The sequence below is a fragment of the Pseudomonas sp. W2-17 genome (genome assembly GCF_041060445.1).
Taxonomy (GTDB): Bacteria; Pseudomonadota; Gammaproteobacteria; order Pseudomonadales; family Pseudomonadaceae; genus Aquipseudomonas.
The window spans coordinates 18,829-35,243 of record NZ_JAUFNS010000024.1 but is presented as its reverse complement, the minus strand read 5'-3'; the positions used below and the strand labels follow the sequence as shown (position 1 = coordinate 35,243).

Below are 16,415 nucleotides of genomic sequence, written 5' to 3'. Positions count from 1 at the left end.
GTTATTGATCCTGTAAGTGCATGAGGCGCACGCGCTCGACCTCAGGGCCAAGGGCTGCGTATTCGCCTCGGGAGATGTGAGCGGCGATCTTGTGTTCACGCGGCAAGGCCTGCACACAGAGCTTGCCGCTGTCGTCAAAACGCTGGTGGATAGCCAGCTGCAGGCTGGAAGCCAGCAGCTCATTGGCATTGACTTCGCCGGCCGCTCTGGCCATCGCCGCCAGGCGCTCAAGCCCGGCCTGAATGGATTTGGCGTGCACGGTGGCCAGCACCAGGTGACCGTCGCCTGCCAGACGAAATAACTGCGCGGCCATCTGGGCGGTCAGCACTTCGCCAAAGCCCAGCATCGACGCATCCTTGGCCGGAAAGCAGCGCAGTGCAGCGTGGATACCGCTGTCGTAACCGCCCAGTTCGGCGACGTCGATCTGTTCGCAGTAACCTGCGCCATGTGGCCCTTCCAACGGATCCTCGGGCGGATCCTCCAGGGTCAGCGCGTAACCGCCCAGCAAGCGCAAGCGTGCAGCGATCGTGGCGCCCCAAGTCACGGTTTTACCGGCGCCGGTGAGTCCGAAGATCACCACCAGGCCGCCGGTGTCGCGCATTTTGGAGCCAAGCAGCAACGCCTTGACCCACTGCGGCAATCCCAACGAGTCCAGATCAGGGCACAGATCACGCAAGTGGCGCAGTGCAAAGCGCCCTGCGCGCATCCGCTGAACCCGCCAGCGGCTGTCATCCGGCATCACGATTTTCTTGCGATCAGGATGCTGCTCGATGCCCGCGATCAGTTGCTCAATCAAGGCCTGATGCTCTTCCCCGGCCTGCTGCTGGCCGGGGAAGATGATTGCACTGCCTTGTTTGTCCGTTGACAGGTGGACGTCGGTAATCACCGGCATGGCAGGTGTTTCAGCAGCCATCAGGCACGCCCGAACGTGAAGACGATGGTATTGGCGTTACTGGCGTTGCACTGGGTGCCTGCTGCGGTCAGGTCCAGATCCGTGGTGCCGGTCTTGACGGCCGTGCCACCGACGCTGACCGTCAGATACTGGTCACTGGTCATTGCGGTAACGATCTTGATGCATTCACGGCTGGGGATAGCGGTCAGCGTGCCTTGCGCCTGAGTGCCACTGGACGCCGACGCAAAGGTCAGCTGGCCCCACTGGGTCAGCAGATTGCCGGTCGGTACACCGGCGGTGACCTCGGTCAGGCCACTGCCCATCCAGCGATTCTGAGCGACCTGGGCCGTGGTCAGACCGGTGTAGGACGTGCGGTTCTGGTAGGCCGTCTGGATGGCCGGGATGGCACTGTTGAATGCATCGGTGATCTTGTTGGCCCGCACGCTGGCCAGAATATTGGGCAGGACCAGTAATGCCAGGGTCGCGATCAGACCAATGATCAGCGTCACGATGCCCAGCTCAACCAGCGTGTAACCGCGTTGCTTATGTCCAGGCAGTTTGCGGGCCGCTGGGCGAGCGTGCAGGGCTGGGACGCTCACAGTGTTGACTTGAGTGTTTTGCATTTTAGTTTCCTTGGGGTACGACGAAGAGCCGGCCGGGGCCGGTGTGATGTTGCAAGGGGGGTTAACGAAGGTTGAAGCAGGTCAGGTCTAGCGAACGTTCTGGATGTAGGCTTCCACGGCCTGATTGAATTCGAAGTTGGCCAGCACGATGAAACCAATCACGCCGCCGACAAACAGCATCGCCAGCAGGCCGCTGACCACCGCCTGACGTTCAGCACGCTGCACCTGCTTGTCGGCCTGATCAAAGGCCAACGTCAGCAGGGCACTGGTGAAGTCACGGCGTTCGGCGTAGTCCTCGATGCGGTCCATCATGTGCACGGGGAACAGACCGGTGCTGGTCAGTGCACGTGCCGGCTCGTCCGGGGCTCTTTTGAGGCGGGCCAGCATGTCGCGCAGATGCTCGTTCATCCAAGGTCCTGAGAAGTAGCGCATGCGCTCCAGGGCTTCCTTGGGGCCGTGGTTGTTCGATTGCAGCAGGATGGCCAACGACACCAGCAGGTTGTTGGCCTGGCGTTCGCGATAACCGCGCCAGGGCAGCAAAGGCATCCGATCAATGACCCGGCGCACCCTGCCGCTCCAGTGGCTGCGACTCCAGGCCACCAGCCAGCCCAGCGCAATCACCCCAACGCCCAGAGCAATGCCTTCATCCACTAACCCTTGGGAGAGGGTGTAGAGCAGTTGGCTCAACGCCGGCCATTTATCCAGCGGCAATATCTCCAGGTTCTGTGGTGCAATGACCAGCGCGTACGTCAGGAAGAAGCCCAGCAGCGTAACAACCGCGGCCACAGGCGACACCAGGGAGGTAAAGAAGGCGCTGGAGATTTTGGCCGACAGGCGCAGGGATTTGGCCAGGTAGTCCATGGCGTCCTCCAGTCGCCCGTCTTCTTCTGCCGCGACCAGCACCATCACCTCATAATCCGGCACCGTATGCTGTAGCGCGTTCGCAAACGACTGACGTTTCATCTTGCGCAACCAGTGCTCATACAAAGGCGCCCAGCCGGTATGCCGCTTGCGCGCCCGTGCAGCCATCTTTTTCAACCGCTCGGGGCCGCCCATGTCATCGCGCAAGGCCGAGGCAAAGTCCTCGTAGAACTCCCGCCGTGAGTCGCCCGAAAAGTTGAACAGCCAGCGCGACCACTTGAACGCCAGATTCATACCGACGCCTCGGCCAGCTCGTAGCTTTCCAGCGATTCGAACTCACGCTCCAGATCCCGAACATCGATCCATCCCTGCGAAACCTTGTAGAGCGCGTGCTCATAGGCCGTCTTGCCGGTCATGTCCGGATCGTCAAAGCGGGTGTCGCCACGGCTCTGCCGCCAGTAGGTTTCGGCCTGATCATCCTTGCCATCGGCAATCATCTGGCGGATGACCTTATCGGGCGCAATGATTTCGGCGACCACGGTGGAACCCGCAATACCACGGCCCTTGCAGTGCGAGCAGTCGCCCTGGACCGAGCAGCGTGCCGATGCCGGGTCCAGACCAAACTTCTCCTGCAGCAGCTGCAGCTTGGCTTCGGGCAGCACCTCTGCAGCAGGCACTTTGCAGTGTTCACACAGCACCGGCAGTAGCCGTTGAAACGCCAGGGCTGACAGGAACTGCCGATCGGCCAACACATGCCGGTCCAGGCCCAGCCGGTGCAGACGCAGGATCGCGCCAAAACCGGACGAGGTGTGCAAGGTGGTGTAGAGCTTGTGTCCGGTCATCACGAAGTCGGCCACGATCGCTGCCGTGGAAGCGTCGCGGGTTTCACCCACCATGACCTCATCGGGATCGCCGCGCAGGATGTCCAGCAAGGTGCCGTTTTGCGACTTGATACTGTCCTCAGCGCCTTCGTGATCGTCGTGTTGCCGGGAAATCTGCGACACGCCGAAGATCTTGTATTCCACCGGGTCCTCGACGGAGTAGCGCTTGCGCTCCATACGGTTGGGATCGGCTTCCATACTGACTTTGAGCGCGGTGGATTTGCCCGACCCGGTAGGGCCGAGAAACGCAATCAGCCCGATGGTGCGTGATACACACTGAGTCAACAACTTGATCTGGGACTTCTCGTACCCCAGATCGGCAAAGGTCTTGCTGACTTGGTTATGCGTCTCCACGGGCAACAGACGGATAATGACGTCCCAGCCATCAACCATCCGGATGTACTTGTAGCGAAGCTTGTACAGCGTACCGTTAACCCTTGTCGTGACCATGCAGCTCAGCGACTTCTTTTCCATCGAAAAAGTGTTATGGCTGCGCGTTTTGGGGTCGGACAGCTCTGTGTACAGGTAACCGGCCATCTGGCTGCACGTCTCGGCACTGTACTGTTGGTACGGGAACAAGCGGCTGTGAACACGAAACAGCGCCCTGCCCGTTTTGTCACGGCAGCACAGGTGAATGTCCGTGGCCTGATCCTCGATCGCCGCGTGAATCAGCTCTTCCACAATAGAGTGGGCATCACTGGCCTTGTTGTCCGCCAGAGCGCCGTTGATGGCCTGGTTCACCGCAGCAATCAATGACACATCGGCAAGGCGCTCCTGGGCCAGGGCATAACCCGCCGTGATTAGCCGGCTGCGCAGATCCAGGTGCAGGCGCTGGCCCAAGGCTTGTTCCGACACCAGCAGCAGCGCTTCACGGTTGCCCAGGTCAAGCACGGCCACCAGGGACAGATCATTGCCGGCAACGCCGTGCGTCTGGCTGATCGTGGAGCGATGTGCTGGAAGCTCATCACGTTGACGCAGACGCGGGTGCTTGCGAATGGCCGCAACCAGTCGGGATTGCAGCTGCGCCGCGTCCTCAAGGGCCGGCGTGTTTTTCTCGCGACGGCTTCCGAACAATTTCAGACCGCCGCCTTGCTTGGTGTCTTTCGTATCTTTGGACGACATGGCGACTCCAGGATCAGCGCATCAGCGGCGCGGTGATGGAAGGGGTAAGTGGTGCAAGCGGGGCACCTGGAACAGCAGCGGGGTCGAGGGCTGACGTCATGGCCTGACCGCCCTGCCCGCCCATCCAGTCCAGCAGGATGGTTTTGCGTTGCACGACCTTGCGGCCATCCGTGCGCACCAGCTGGATCTGGTACTGCTGGATGCTGTCCAGCTTCCAGCCATCGACTTTGGAGATGTAGGGCTCCTGCATCGACACCGGCACACGCCGGCCCTTGTAGCTGATTTCCGCCACCTCCTTTCCGGCCAGGCCCCAGATGGCTTCCACCGTGGGTTCCCCTTCCGTGACCTCCTGTTTGGAGCCCGGCAACGGGTTGGTTGAAACCGAGGCTGCGGCACTGCCGCTGTTCTGATTGGCTCGGATGCGCAGATCCATTTCAGAGTCGAGCAGCTGAGCCTGTTTGGTCAGCAGCCGGCCAAATGTATCGGTGCCGCTGTCGAGCAGTGGTGTTTCGTCGGCCATGGCCACCAACGGCAGCAACAGCAAACACCAGGCAAATTTACGGGTTGGCATATACGGTCCCCTTCAATTCAAAGGTCAGTGGGTCATCGAGTTTGAACGTCACGCTGGATACGCCGCTGGTCGCGGGCAACCGCGCCGCCAAGTCCTGCAGCAGCACTGCAGATCCTGATGCGCTGAACGTCCCGATCATGGGTATCCAGTTGTCTTCCGGCACGGCGGCGGCTGCATTGCCGGCGACCCGTGCCCAGACCGAAGGCAGGGTCAACGTGACGCCAAGCACCTTGGAGACCTGAGCCAGGTTGCCCAGCTTCTGGTTGATGGCATCGCGGGGAGGCAAGGACTCAACCGTGCGCGCCGGACTGGACGGCAGCTCCACGGGCAGCGGCTGGGTGACCTTCTGTGTGTCGCTGTCAAAGATCGGCGCCGGCCAGCTTTTGGGCTTGGCGGCCAGGTAGCCGGCCCAGGTCGCGAACGCCTGCGCCTGATAGATCAGCGTGCACGTCGATGCGGCGCACTCAAGACCGGTCAATCGCCAGCCTTCCAGCAGGCGTTTCAGATCCCTCGTGGTCTCCAGGTACGCCGGCACGGAGAGTCGTGCTGGCACGGTCGCGTTAATCGCCGCGTTAACCGCGTTGGCCAGCTCCAGCTTGCGTTGCGCGATGGCCTGCTCCCGAACCAGAGCGGCATCCCGGCGTGCGGTCTCTTCGGCCTGCAGCTGGTAGACGTAATAGGCACACCCACCTGCCAACAGCGCGAGACACAGCAGCAAAGGAATAACCGGCAGCGAAGTGTGCCGGCTAAACGCTGCCTTGGTGAAATCGCGCTTGTGCAGCGAGTGGCCGAGCGTCTGCAGAGAGAGGTGCCGCACATCCAGCGAATGAGGCAATGGCTCCAGCAGCACCTGCTGATCGGTGTAGATCGGCAGCTCTGCAGGATTGGAGAAGCGGTTGAGCACGTCCCTGACTTGCCTCATCACCTCACTGGCCGGTCCTACGCGATCCGTACGCGGCATCGGCACGCCGTCCTGCGCGGCAAACAGCCAGAGCCGGTCCTCGCCGATCTCGATCAGCGTCAGGTATTGATCTTCGCTGATAGCGGCACGCAACAGTGCAGCCGCTGCAACGGGCCGTTTCTTGCTCATGGCACGTGATACCAGGGCCACGCAACTCTCGCCCTGCCCCTTACCCTTCCAGACGAACTCCCATGCAGCATCGGCGCCTCGGCCCAGCTGCTTGATTTCGTCGCGAATGCCGTCAAGGCCTGGCAGCGTCAACCAGTCCAGCCCCATCAGTGCGGTGCCGAACCCCGGGACCTGCAATTGGGTCAGCATCAGTTCACCCCTTCCACGACCTGTGGCGTAAGAAGGATCAGCACGGCGCGTTGCGTGGATGAGCTGGCCACACCGCCGCCCAACAGCGGCGTCAGCTGCCCGTCAAACGACTTGTCGGTTCCCTGCTGCTGGATGTTCTGCACGCCGGCCAGCACCGCCGTCTCCCCTTTTACAATGGAGGTGTAGATCTGGTACTGGTTGGCCGTGGACTGCGGGTATTGCAGCGTGACGCCGTTGTTGACGTAGGTGTTGGTCACGCCGCGCATCGAGGCATCCATCGAGAACTGCACGATGACTGAGCCATTGGGCTGAATCGAGGAACGCATGTTCAGGAAGGTGCCCGTGGTCAGCTGGCCGGGCTCAACGCCTGGCACCACAGTGGTGTTGTTGCCCGTGCCGTTGGAGGACGCGGAGCTGGAACGCGCCGGATAGATGAAGTTTTCCGTGCTGGCAACCGACAACGGCCGGTTGTTCATCATCGGGTAGGTTTCATCCTTGCGGACATTGACCTTGCCGACCGTGGCCAGCGCCTGCAGAAACGCAGAGGTGGTCGAGTTGTCGCCATTGCGGATGACACCGATCTGCCCGAAGCCGGTGGAAGCACCAGGAAGGCCCGCCGGGGAGAACAGGTTGACGTTCCAACGCGACGTGGCGTCGTTGATCAGCCACGCCCAGTTCACGCCCAGGTCATTGTTGGTGGTCGCCGTCAGGTCGATGATCTGCATGCGCATGCGCACCTGGCGACTGACCGACCTGTTTTCGGCATTGATCAGCTCCTCGACCTGTTCCTGCACCTCGCGGGTGTCGGTAACCGTCACCACGCCTGAGTCAGAGACCGAGAACTTGCCGATGTTGTTGGGTGTCAGCGCGCCCTGGATCGCAACCTTGAGGTTCTTCACCACATCAATGTCGGCCGTCATTTTCGCCGAGACATCCGAATTGGAAGAGACCTTGCCGGCCTCCTTCGCCACGGAATCCCCACCGCTGTCGCTGCCGCCCGTGGTCGAGGTCTTGGCGATCGTACTGTTGAGATTGTTGACGTCGGTGATCGTGGCGATCTGGTAGGTGCGGGTCACCAGGCGCGAAATCTGGATGATGCCGTCCTTGAAATCCCAGCCCACGCCGTATTCAGCGGTCTTCTGATCGAGCAGTTCGCTCAAGGTCGCACCGGCAGGGCTGGCCTGGTCGATGAAGAACGATCGGGAAACGGCATCGCCCTGGGGCACCGCCGTATAACCACCACCGCCCATGCCGGACAGCGAGGCCAGGCTCGGCACCGACTGCCCAAGCGTGCCGCTCAAGGGAACGCTCATGGCCACCGGCGTGGCGGACTGCATGGCAGAGCCACCGGCTGAGCCCATGCGCTGCGCGGTGAACACCTGGATGGGCACCAGGGCATCAGGGCTGACCCGCACCGACAAGTTGGTGATCTTGCTGATCCGATCGGCAAACACGTTGAGCGTGGGCTTGTCCGGGAACGAGAAGCGGATCGGCTGGCTGAACACTGCCGGCAGCTCGGCGTCGCGTGACACCTTGACCGTCTTGCCGCCCAGCCATACGCCGTCGAACTCACGCACCGCCGCGCTGCGCAGCAGATCTTCCTGGCGCAGCCGGGCCAGGCTGTCCTGCACCTTTTGGTTGCCTTCCACCGAGGCGCCGCGAATGCCGTCGCGTTCGGTCATCGCGCCGCACCCGGATAGTGCCAGTGCAACGGCCACGGCAAGGCTTCGTTTCAAGTACGAAGTCATAGGGGTTTAACTCCAGGGTTTTATTGAGCGCGGCGACCGGACTCGGTGACGCGAAGGACTTTGTTGCCGGCGTAGAGCATGCCGGTCAGGTTGACGTCAGCGGCGGACAGCGACTGGAACAAGCGTTTCACAGCAGAGCGAAAGTCACCTTCAAACGTGGCAGTGACGTTGATCGGCACATCGACCGAGGCGTCCCACACCAGCTGCCAGCCTGCCTTGGCGGCCCACTTACCCAGGGCGCGGCGCAACGTGACGTCAGAGGTGTTCAGCACCCACTGCTCGGGAATGGGCTTAGGCGGTGGAGTGACCTTGGCCACCACGACAGCCGGCACCGCAGCGGCAGGGCTGATTTTCGTCGGCACTGCGGTGGAGCTGGGCTTTACAGGGGAAGTAGATGCCGAGGAGGCAGCAGAAACCACCGGGCTTTTCGTTTGTGAGGACGGCTTCAATGCATCGGCAACGATCTGCGCGGCTGGACTAGGCCGGCTGTAAGGCTGAACCAGTTCAACGATCTTTGGCGCAGGTGCCGGAGCTGGCATCACTACGATCGGCGCGGCAGCCGGTTTAACGGCAGTAGCCACTGCGATTGATCTAGCCGGCACCGGTGCAGCCGATTGCGCAGCTGGAGCTGTTGCCGGCGAGGCCGTTTGATGCAAACGCATCTGCGCCTGACTGATGGTGGATGCACTGAGCGCAATCTGATCATCGATCATCTGCGATGCGGGCACCTGGTCAATGGGTGGAGCGGTCTGACAGCCAGAAACGATCGCAACGGCTGCCGCTAATAGCAGGGGGTTTCGCATGGGGTGCCTCTTATCGGCGCCGGTATGAACAGTCATAGGCGGGGGGTGAATGGTTGAAGCTTCCTTGATAGGCCTCGATCGAAGCCGATCAAGCGAAGCTCTGCCCTCAGAAGAGCTAGAGCTCAACAGTAATAACTCCGACCGCGACCCTGTCCGCCAGAAAACTTGTTTGGGGCTTTACGCTGCGCACCCTGGGTCAGTTGCCAACCCTCTGGACCATTAAGGCCGATCCATCGCTGCCTTGCTTCCAGCCGATGACTATTCGGCAGACGCGCCCAAAATCAGGCGCCACTAATTAATTTGCGTTTTAGGCAGATTTACGGGCAGTATGACATCACTTTTTTCTGCGTCAATCGCAGATTTCTAGGTGTGACAAATGGCGGACGACCGCCGAGGAGAGATGAACAGAGGTAGGTAAAAGCAAAAACGCCCTTGTTTTCTGCGGCTACGCAGATAACAAGGGCGTTTTAGAAATAAGCGGGGCTAGCAGTTGATGTAACGAAGGATAGAGAGAGGTTACAGACCAGACATCTTGGCATCAATCACTCGTCCCAAGAACTTACAATTCCCATCGATTTCGATGGTCCTGTATTTATCGTTCAAAGGACGAAGGTAACTGTATCCGGCGTCTTCAACATATTGCTTAAAAGTCTTATCGCCTGAGTCCAGCATTTCTACTACATAGTACTTGCCATTTATGATTTCAGCATCGGGTCTCACCAGAATGAACGAGCCTTCAGGAAAGCTAGGATTACCTACACATGTCATTGAGTGACCACTGACCGTGAGCCAATATGCGTCTAGGCCTGCGTTTTCTGTTGACTCGATCATTCGGTGCGACTCTCCGATTCGCCCTGGAGACTCTGACGCCTCACCTGCTTGTACCCAACTGATCAGCGGGTACGACCTTGGTGGTCTTGCGGGCTGCAGCGCCATTTCAACGTTAGCTGTTTCTGAATCTTTAGGATTAGATAATTGAACATCAGTGAGCTTAATTTCCAGGTAGGCGAGTATTTGTCTGAGCTTAGCGGGGGTCGTGTTTTGCTGACCTCTTTCAAGCCGAGAAAGATTGCCAGTATCGGATCCAACTTCGTTCGCAAGCTGCTCTAAAGAGAGCTTCTTCGCTTTACGTGCTTGTCTGATGATCTGTCCTATATCCATGACGCAGATTTTCCTAATGCCTTGCGCATATCGCAAAGCGCCAAACGCAGAACGTAGTTGTAATTGGTTTGCTCTAATCGCAGAATTAATTTTTTTTGGTAGGATTTTCATGAGCCCGCTTAGAAAGGCACGGATTGACAGTGGATGGACGCTCGAAGAGGTGTGCGCCAGAGCATCAGCAATCAGCGATCTGAAGCTAGACTCAGGCAATTTGTCGCGGATCGAGCGCGGTGAGCAGCGGGCATCTGCTGCTATGGCGGAATGTCTAAGTAAGGTCTTCGCAGGCCTTATTGATGAAATCCATATCCTGTATCCGGAGAGATTTTAACCTTCCTTCCACAGCGCTGATGCGATCCTGCAAGGCATCAAGCATGCACCGCGATTCGTTCGAAGCTGAGCCGAGCCACGTGACTATATTTGATGCCTGCCCTTGGCTTCAATCACACGCATCGACTCTACGCAGTAGACCGATTCAGGTACCAGCAGCAAACGCTGTAGCCCTATCGGCTCGCCGGTCTCCTTGCAAAACCCATAGTCACCCTGACGAATCAACTCGAGTGCATGGCTCACCTGACCCAAGGTGACCCTATCGCGCTCGATCATCTTGACGGTCACTGCCCGCTCTTCCTCATCTGAAGCAAAATCTGCTTCATCCGGATGCCGTTCAATCTCAACATCATGCTGGTGGGCATTCAGGCGATCACGCAGATCCTGAGCTTTGGATAAGAGCCGGTCGTTGAAAAAAGCCAACTGCTGATCGTTCATATAGTCATCGTACGGCTGAGCCAGAAGGTCGTCAGAAGTAATCATTCGGGAATCCTGAGTGAACGGGGTGGATTAGAGTTCGAGACCGACAATTCGGCCTCGTGGAGACCACGCTCCGGTGGAGCACGGCCAATCACGAAAGTCTGTTACGGACGTGGGTAGGATGGAGGATTAGGTGAAGGTGATTCAGGATCATCCTGCGTAGAAATCACCTGTGGGCTATCGCGTTCAGCTTGGCGGTAACTTTCCAAGGACTGACGCTGGAAGAAATCAGTTGGCTCCAATCGGCTTCCAGGGTATTGGCTGTTGAAATGGCTTAGGGTCGCTAGCGCATCTTCCACGAAAACTTGATCCCCCTTGAAAATGACCTGGTCGCGACTTTTGAAACTCGCCACTGCAACGGCCAAGTCGAAGTTCGCGTCGTTCGAGTAATCCTCGAAACGCCGCGATACCCGTACCGCTTGTCCATCGTCGATAACACCAACCACGCCATCGCGCATGTAGGCGACTGCCCCGTCACGTCGCACCAATGCAGTATGAGTCTCCTGATCCAGGATGGGTGAATCGTCCGCCACACCGCACAGAATCACCCGGTCGATGTCACGCTCGTTGCGCTTAGCCTGGCGCTTCTCCCGATACGCCATACCACGCAACTGACTCACCGCCGCCACGTCACCCGCCAGTGCTTCTTGCTCAACCCACGTCCGATAGATCATCGGCCGAGCCAGTCCCTTGTCGGCCAGATCCTGACGCTCTTTGCGCAACTGGATGCGCAGCTCGGCCATCGCTTTCATCCGCTCAAACTCTGCGACGCGGTACATCAGCTTGCGCATAGTCGGGTCACGATGCTTGTCACGAACAGTCGCCTTCATGGCGCGGAAGTGATCAGCGATTTCTCGCTGCCTCGCCAGCACATTCAGCTCTGGCCGTATGAAGCCGTCGCGATAACGCTGATAGCGCATCTTCAGATCCAGGCGCGCTTCTGCCCTCGCCTGCCGGCGATCAAATCGTGCTGCCTTATCACGCAGCTCAAGGCCAGGCTGGTAAGTCGAGCGCATCAGGATATGACTGTCGCTGTCGTCAAAATCCTCGGTCGCGAACGACGGCCGGCCCTGGTACTTACCGATGTGCCGCTCCAGCTTTCCCTTAGTCAGGGCAACGTGCACCGAGGACGCTTTAACGACAGGACTGGTCTCAGGCCGGAGGTAATCGTAAACCACCAGGCCGTCGCCTTGCTCGCGTAATCCTAACCCGCGATCGTGCAGCGTCCGGTGCGCTTTTTCCCATGTGATGGAGTTGGTGTCCAGCATCCTGGAGATGTCATCTCTGACATGCTCAACGGCGTAGTGATACAGACTTTCGGTGTTTGAATAGACCTGCAGAGGCACAGCATCGCGAGGGGCACGCGTAAACCGGTAAGGCGCACGCGTGAGCTGATCATTAACGCCCCATTCCCAGCTGCCATTGTCCTGGATGAATCCATATTTGCGCTCCAGGACACGGCAGCTTTTCTGCAGCGTGTCAGCGTCATTCCACAGATTGGCAGCCTTGTACGTCACCGGATTTACTCGGTTCACTGCGACGTGACAGTGCGTGTTATCCGTGTCCTGGTGAATGGCGGTCACGTACTGGTGACCCTCCATGCCGACCTGACGAATACTGTACTCGGCACACTCGAAGATCTGCGCATCCGTCGGCGCCTCGTTCTCACGCCAGGACAGAATGAAGTGGTAGACAGGATCGATGCAGCGAACGTTTTGTGCGGCAACCATGTTCATTTCTGCAGCCGCTGTTTCCCAAGAGAAACAGTTAGTCTCGCAGGAAACACCACCACTAATCACGCGCTGACGCCCATCCGGAAACACCTCGGTGATCACCACAGCTCGGTCATTGCCCTCGTCGCGCTCAACATAGCCAACCAGTCGATCAAACATCGCTTTCTTGCTGCGTGATGCGCTGGGCCGAGCAGTTGATGACACCTCGTCATCGTCTTTGGGCTTGTCCGCCCGATCGCTGATATAGCTCACCAGCCGGTTAAAGCTGGTGCCTTTATCGCCGCGTTTCGGAGGGATGATGACGTTCATGGATGACGGGCTACTTGATGCGAGTCTGAGAAAGATCGATGGCGTTGACGGCATTTCGAATGGCGACCAACACGTCAGAGAATTGCTTACTCAAATCGGTCGTCATCCCGTCTTGCATCTGGTTGAACAGGTGTTTCTGCAACCCGCCCAATTGCAGCAGTGCAGCCATCAACTTCTTGTCGGTCGGTGTCTTGATCTTGCGACCCAAAGCCGCACTGCGCATCAGATCGGAAACCGAAATCTCGGCAGCCAGCGCTTTCTCTCGGATCAACGCTGCATCCTCCTCGTTGCAGCGAATCTCAAACCGAGCTGTTGCCTGGCGCGCTGTGCTTTTTGACATGGTTTTAACTCGACCTAACTCAACTGACTGAACGCGGTAGGGGTGTCGGGGCGGAGCCCTGATCCGGGTTTTGTCGGATGGACCGCGTGCGGGCCGTCCGTACAAAACATTTCCGGTCATATCTTTTGACCTCGATTTAGCCTCTAGCCTAGCATTTAGGATCAAGGCCGCCTAGGGCCAAAGCAGAGAAGCGGCTGCGGTGGTGGGTGGTTGGGCTTCGCGGTGCGTTCAGGGGGCTCTCTAAGCGCATAGGGGCCGATGCTTAAATCATCGAAAAACGCTCTGCGAGGGATTTGCGCGGCTCAATGCCCACCACACTTTTTCTGTGCGTGCGAAACGCGCTGTCGTCGGCTAACCGCTTCCTGATATCCTCGACGACTAACGGGCGCCCTGCCCTGGCATCGGGCGCTGTGGTATCGACACACATCATTCGGAATCGCGCCATGGCGAAGCAAAAGACGTTCACCCAAAAAGAGTTAGAAGCCGCCCGCCAGAAACTGGCAGAGCTTCCAGATCTGAGCCAAGACAAGCTGAGCCAGCAGCAAGTGCTTCAAACACTGAAAGCGGAAATAGTTGAGCTGTGCACGACGAAGGGGTATTCGGTCACCGAGGTCAAGCAGGCCCTCGCGGACGTGGGCTTGAATGTGAGTGCCAAGGAAATTACTGACTTGACGATCGCTCGCAAACGCGCCGCCCCTCGCGCTAAAGCACAGCCGGCTTGACAATCGTTTGCGTTTATTTTGACGCAAAAAAAACCCCACATCGTGGGGCTTTTTGGTTCTGCGGCTTACGTCAGCTAGTGCGCTGCAAGGTCGATTTGTTTCGATTCGCCTTTGCTGTTAGTTACTACAAACGTGCAAGCCGTATCGGGCTCGCCAGCTGCAATGCGCTCCTGAAAATATTTCTCCGCTATTTCCTGGGCGGCGGCCTTGTGGTCGCCGGGATTTTCGCAGTACATGGTCCAGGTCACGATATAGGGGCCCATGGTGTTCTCCTCCGTTAGGGTGTGGTGTGCCCGGACAGATGTTGTCCGGGCTTGGGATTAGGCGGCGAGCTGACGGCTTTGCAGAGCCTGTGCCAGCACCCACAGAGCGCGATTCAATTTCACATCCTGATCAATGCCGTTGACTGCCCGCGTCGTGGTGCGTCGGCCTTGTTTATTGCGCCCGGCTAATCCGCCTTTGATGGTGTTTTCCTGGACTCGGTTAAAGGTGGTCCAAAGGTCGCTGCTACGGTCCTCGCGACGACGTGGCATCAGCAGCTGCGACGGGGTAACAGGCGCAGGTCCTTCGGCCGGATCGTAGCGATACGCCAGGGCAGCCATGGCAAACGCTTCTTGCTCGTCCTGGTGCAACTGTTGATGCTTCATGTCAGCGGTCATGTGGTCGATCTGTTCGAAATGCTTTAACACTTCGAAGGCGCATTCGATCACGTCATTCACCACATCACCACGGCCGCTATGACGCACTTTCTGGTCAGCAGCCACGTCGCCCAGTACCAGACCGTTTGCACATACGAAACGGAATTTGCCGCCGATCATCTGATAGCTGCTGCTGCCGTCGTGGCTGTTGAGCAAGATGATTTCGTTGGCTTCCTGATCCAGAATTTGACTCGCATGACGCAGGCGCAGCATGTGCTTGGTGTGCTCGCGCTTGCCCTGGTCACGTACCCGCGTCTGACAGGCCATAAATGGTTCGAAACCTTCTGCGCGCAGTGCATCGAGCACTTGAACAGTGGGGATGTACAGGTAACGCTCCGACCGGCTGTCGTGCGCTTCTTCGGCGAAGATGGAAGGCACGTAATGCGCGATCTGATCGTTGCTCAGGGCGACGTCACTGCGGATCATGCACGGGTTACGGAAGTTGCTGGACATACGCATATTTTTCTCTCCTGGAAGTGCGCCCGGCCTACCGGACGCAAGCGGGGTTAAGCGGCGAAAAGGTCGCCTTGGCGGTCGGCATAGCTGCACCAGCGGGTAAACGAATCGTTACCGCACCAGGTCTGAATTTTTTCCACGAATCCGTCATGGCGCGCTGTGGTGATCAGCTCAGCGATCACCTCGGCCGAATCGCCCATTTCAAAGCAGTTGTCGAACTGGCGTTCGCCCAGACCTTCGAAACCGTTGTCCCAAAGTTCATACCCGACCACGGCGTCTACCAAGTCATGCTTGAACGTCAGAACCAAGAACTCGACGCGGGCATTGAACTTGTGTACTTGGCGACTCAGTTTCAGCAGCTTTTTGCAGATCTCGACCTGACCGCTTGTGAAGCGCTTCATCAGCTGTTGCTTTGCTTGTCTGTTCATTTCGTCTCACCTCTGTGCTGGCTTTGCTGAGTGCCTTTCGCCGATGCGCTTAGGTCGATCGGGCGCATAGGTGCGTGACAAGGGCGCGATGCGAGGCCGCAGCTAAGGGAGCGAAGCGAGTCTGAACGGGGGAGTGTCGCGGGCGCAGCCGAACCCTTGTCAGGTGCCGCGCTTGATCTACCGTCAAGCGCACGGCGAAAGGTGCGCAGTAAAGCCTGCAGGTGATACGGGAGGTACAGGCAGCGACGGCAAGCGGAGCGCGCAGGCCGAGAGGCCGGAGGCGTTAGAGCCGGCTTGCCGGCGAGGATTGAAGCCCGAAGGGGCGAGACGGGTCGGCTTCATGGCCTGGCTCGATGCGCAGCACGAAAGCCCGGCCCTGAGCGCAGCGAAGGGAACGCACATCAGGGGTGGTCAGCAATCGAGCCACAATTAAACTCACGAGAGAGCCGCGCGCCCCTCCCCCGGCGTTTGAGCAGATCCAGCAGCATGTGTTTACTCAACCACTTAAAAAGCGGCTGCAGGTGGAAAGTCACCCTCTGCTATCGTGACCTCACTCGCTTGCATGGCATCAAGCCGAGCCCTGATACGCACCATCAACCTGTGCACCATCTGCCTGGACAACTCAAGCTCAGCAGCCGCCTCGGCGACACTGGCGCCCATGACCAGGACCAGGACCAGTCGAGCCGCTTGAAGTGATTTAGAAGAGTAAGCCCTGTGCCCGGTTTTGCAGGACATGAATGCCACGACCCGCTCGAATGCTTTAGGCGTCATCAACGCGCATGGAGAGGCAGGGCTGATGAGTCTTATCAGCTCAGCGACCTGGCCCGGCGTGTAGGTCTTCTGAATGTGTAAGGCTGTGGCCGCTACCACCTCGTTCGAGACAATCATTTCGCATCCCTCGCTGTATGAAACGGTAGCCACATGTAACCACATTTGGCTTAGGGCGGTCTTGTGCCGTTGACAGTCGGCATTCTCACGTAT

17 protein-coding genes are annotated in these 16,415 nt (G+C 58.6%); 1 reads left to right on the top strand and 16 read right to left on the bottom strand.

The features are described from left to right. Position 1 precedes the first annotated feature (1 nt). From QWI20_RS23230 to mobA, 12 genes are all read right to left on the bottom strand, one after another. Positions 2-913, bottom strand: coding sequence for an ATPase, T2SS/T4P/T4SS family (locus tag QWI20_RS23230; RefSeq protein ID WP_369307402.1), 912 nt, complete (start codon positions 911-913; stop codon positions 2-4). Next, on the bottom strand, positions 913-1,515 hold the full coding sequence (locus tag QWI20_RS23225) for a type 4 pilus major pilin (RefSeq protein ID WP_369307401.1): 603 nt from the start codon (positions 1,513-1,515) through the stop codon (positions 913-915). The genes QWI20_RS23230 and QWI20_RS23225 overlap by 1 nt, the downstream gene beginning before the upstream one ends. 87 nt (positions 1,516-1,602) lie before the next feature. Then, positions 1,603-2,670, bottom strand: a complete 1,068-nt coding sequence (locus tag QWI20_RS23220) for a type II secretion system F family protein (protein WP_369307400.1) — start codon at positions 2,668-2,670, stop codon at positions 1,603-1,605. Beyond that, positions 2,667-4,379, bottom strand: coding sequence for a GspE/PulE family protein (locus QWI20_RS23215; protein WP_369307399.1), 1,713 nt, complete (start codon positions 4,377-4,379; stop codon positions 2,667-2,669). Before QWI20_RS23215 ends, QWI20_RS23220 begins: the two co-directional genes overlap by 4 nt. 13 nt (positions 4,380-4,392) lie before the next feature. Continuing rightward, positions 4,393-4,950 (bottom strand): hypothetical protein, encoded by a 558-nt coding sequence (locus tag QWI20_RS23210; RefSeq protein ID WP_369307398.1) that lies wholly within the window; start codon positions 4,948-4,950, stop codon positions 4,393-4,395. Beyond that, the gene (gene pilO2, locus QWI20_RS23205) at positions 4,937-6,229 is read right to left on the bottom strand and encodes a type 4b pilus protein PilO2 (protein WP_369307397.1); all 1,293 of its coding nucleotides are present in this window, start codon (positions 6,227-6,229) and stop codon (positions 4,937-4,939) included. Before pilO2 ends, QWI20_RS23210 begins: the two co-directional genes overlap by 14 nt. Further along, the gene (locus QWI20_RS23200) at positions 6,229-7,977 is read right to left on the bottom strand and encodes a hypothetical protein (RefSeq protein ID WP_369307396.1); all 1,749 of its coding nucleotides are present in this window, start codon (positions 7,975-7,977) and stop codon (positions 6,229-6,231) included. Before QWI20_RS23200 ends, pilO2 begins: the two co-directional genes overlap by 1 nt. 20 nt (positions 7,978-7,997) lie before the next feature. Then, positions 7,998-8,558 carry a toxin co-regulated pilus biosynthesis Q family protein gene (locus QWI20_RS23195; protein WP_369307395.1) on the bottom strand — a complete coding sequence of 187 codons (561 nt, stop codon included), beginning with the start codon at positions 8,556-8,558 and terminating at the stop codon, positions 7,998-8,000. 738 nt (positions 8,559-9,296) lie between these two features. Beyond that, complete coding sequence (locus QWI20_RS23190; RefSeq protein WP_369307394.1) at positions 9,297-10,052, bottom strand: LexA family protein; 756 nt, start codon at positions 10,050-10,052, stop codon at positions 9,297-9,299. 300 nt (positions 10,053-10,352) lie between these two features. Beyond that, positions 10,353-10,751 (bottom strand): TraR/DksA family transcriptional regulator, encoded by a 399-nt coding sequence (locus QWI20_RS23185; RefSeq protein WP_369307393.1) that lies wholly within the window; start codon positions 10,749-10,751, stop codon positions 10,353-10,355. Positions 10,752-10,852: 101 nt separating this feature from the next. Further along, positions 10,853-12,790: a TraI/MobA(P) family conjugative relaxase gene (gene traI, locus QWI20_RS23180; protein ID WP_369307392.1), complete on the bottom strand. Its 1,938-nt coding sequence runs from the start codon at positions 12,788-12,790 to the stop codon at positions 10,853-10,855. Between the two features lie 10 nt (positions 12,791-12,800). Further along, positions 12,801-13,130: a plasmid mobilization protein MobA gene (gene mobA / locus QWI20_RS23175; protein ID WP_369307439.1), complete on the bottom strand. Its 330-nt coding sequence runs from the start codon at positions 13,128-13,130 to the stop codon at positions 12,801-12,803. A gap of 443 nt (positions 13,131-13,573) precedes the next feature. Between mobA and QWI20_RS23170 the strand changes: the two genes are divergently transcribed. Continuing rightward, complete coding sequence (locus tag QWI20_RS23170; protein ID WP_369307391.1) at positions 13,574-13,852, top strand: mobilization protein; 279 nt, start codon at positions 13,574-13,576, stop codon at positions 13,850-13,852. Between the two features lie 74 nt (positions 13,853-13,926). On the opposite strand, the gene QWI20_RS23165 is transcribed toward QWI20_RS23170, so the two are convergent. From QWI20_RS23165 to QWI20_RS23150, 4 genes are all read right to left on the bottom strand, one after another. After that, positions 13,927-14,115 carry a hypothetical protein gene (locus tag QWI20_RS23165; RefSeq protein ID WP_369307390.1) on the bottom strand — a complete coding sequence of 63 codons (189 nt, stop codon included), beginning with the start codon at positions 14,113-14,115 and terminating at the stop codon, positions 13,927-13,929. A gap of 57 nt (positions 14,116-14,172) precedes the next feature. Next, positions 14,173-15,009 (bottom strand): DUF932 domain-containing protein, encoded by an 837-nt coding sequence (locus QWI20_RS23160; protein WP_369307389.1) that lies wholly within the window; start codon positions 15,007-15,009, stop codon positions 14,173-14,175. Between the two features lie 47 nt (positions 15,010-15,056). Then, a complete protein-coding gene (locus tag QWI20_RS23155) occupies positions 15,057-15,434 on the bottom strand; it encodes a hypothetical protein (RefSeq protein ID WP_369307388.1) in 378 nt (125 codons plus the stop codon). A 504-nt stretch (positions 15,435-15,938) separates the two neighbouring features. Beyond that, the gene (locus QWI20_RS23150; protein WP_369307387.1) at positions 15,939-16,322 is read right to left on the bottom strand and encodes a hypothetical protein; all 384 of its coding nucleotides are present in this window, start codon (positions 16,320-16,322) and stop codon (positions 15,939-15,941) included. Positions 16,323-16,415 lie beyond the last annotated feature (93 nt).

Excerpts from the sequence above, each read along its gene's own strand:
- QWI20_RS23230 (WP_369307402.1), bottom strand. The coding sequence starts at position 913 with ATGGCTGCTGAAACACCTGCCATGCCGGTGATTACCGACGTCCACCTG.
- QWI20_RS23225 (WP_369307401.1), bottom strand. The coding sequence starts at position 1,515 with ATGCAAAACACTCAAGTCAACACTGTGAGCGTCCCAGCCCTGCACGCT.
- QWI20_RS23220 (WP_369307400.1), bottom strand. The coding sequence starts at position 2,670 with ATGAATCTGGCGTTCAAGTGGTCGCGCTGGCTGTTCAACTTTTCGGGC.
- QWI20_RS23215 (WP_369307399.1), bottom strand. The coding sequence starts at position 4,379 with ATGTCGTCCAAAGATACGAAAGACACCAAGCAAGGCGGCGGTCTGAAA.
- QWI20_RS23210 (WP_369307398.1), bottom strand. The coding sequence starts at position 4,950 with ATGCCAACCCGTAAATTTGCCTGGTGTTTGCTGTTGCTGCCGTTGGTG.
- pilO2 (WP_369307397.1), bottom strand. The coding sequence starts at position 6,229 with ATGCTGACCCAATTGCAGGTCCCGGGGTTCGGCACCGCACTGATGGGG.
- QWI20_RS23200 (WP_369307396.1), bottom strand. The coding sequence starts at position 7,977 with ATGACTTCGTACTTGAAACGAAGCCTTGCCGTGGCCGTTGCACTGGCA.
- QWI20_RS23190 (WP_369307394.1), bottom strand. The coding sequence starts at position 10,052 with ATGAAAATCCTACCAAAAAAAATTAATTCTGCGATTAGAGCAAACCAA.
- QWI20_RS23185 (WP_369307393.1), bottom strand. The coding sequence starts at position 10,751 with ATGATTACTTCTGACGACCTTCTGGCTCAGCCGTACGATGACTATATG.
- traI (WP_369307392.1), bottom strand. The coding sequence starts at position 12,790 with ATGAACGTCATCATCCCTCCGAAACGCGGCGATAAAGGCACCAGCTTT.
- mobA (WP_369307439.1), bottom strand. The coding sequence starts at position 13,130 with ATGTCAAAAAGCACAGCGCGCCAGGCAACAGCTCGGTTTGAGATTCGC.
- QWI20_RS23170 (WP_369307391.1), top strand. The coding sequence starts at position 13,574 with ATGGCGAAGCAAAAGACGTTCACCCAAAAAGAGTTAGAAGCCGCCCGC.
- QWI20_RS23165 (WP_369307390.1), bottom strand. The coding sequence starts at position 14,115 with ATGGGCCCCTATATCGTGACCTGGACCATGTACTGCGAAAATCCCGGC.
- QWI20_RS23160 (WP_369307389.1), bottom strand. The coding sequence starts at position 15,009 with ATGCGTATGTCCAGCAACTTCCGTAACCCGTGCATGATCCGCAGTGAC.
- QWI20_RS23155 (WP_369307388.1), bottom strand. The coding sequence starts at position 15,434 with ATGAACAGACAAGCAAAGCAACAGCTGATGAAGCGCTTCACAAGCGGT.
- QWI20_RS23150 (WP_369307387.1), bottom strand. The coding sequence starts at position 16,322 with ATGATTGTCTCGAACGAGGTGGTAGCGGCCACAGCCTTACACATTCAG.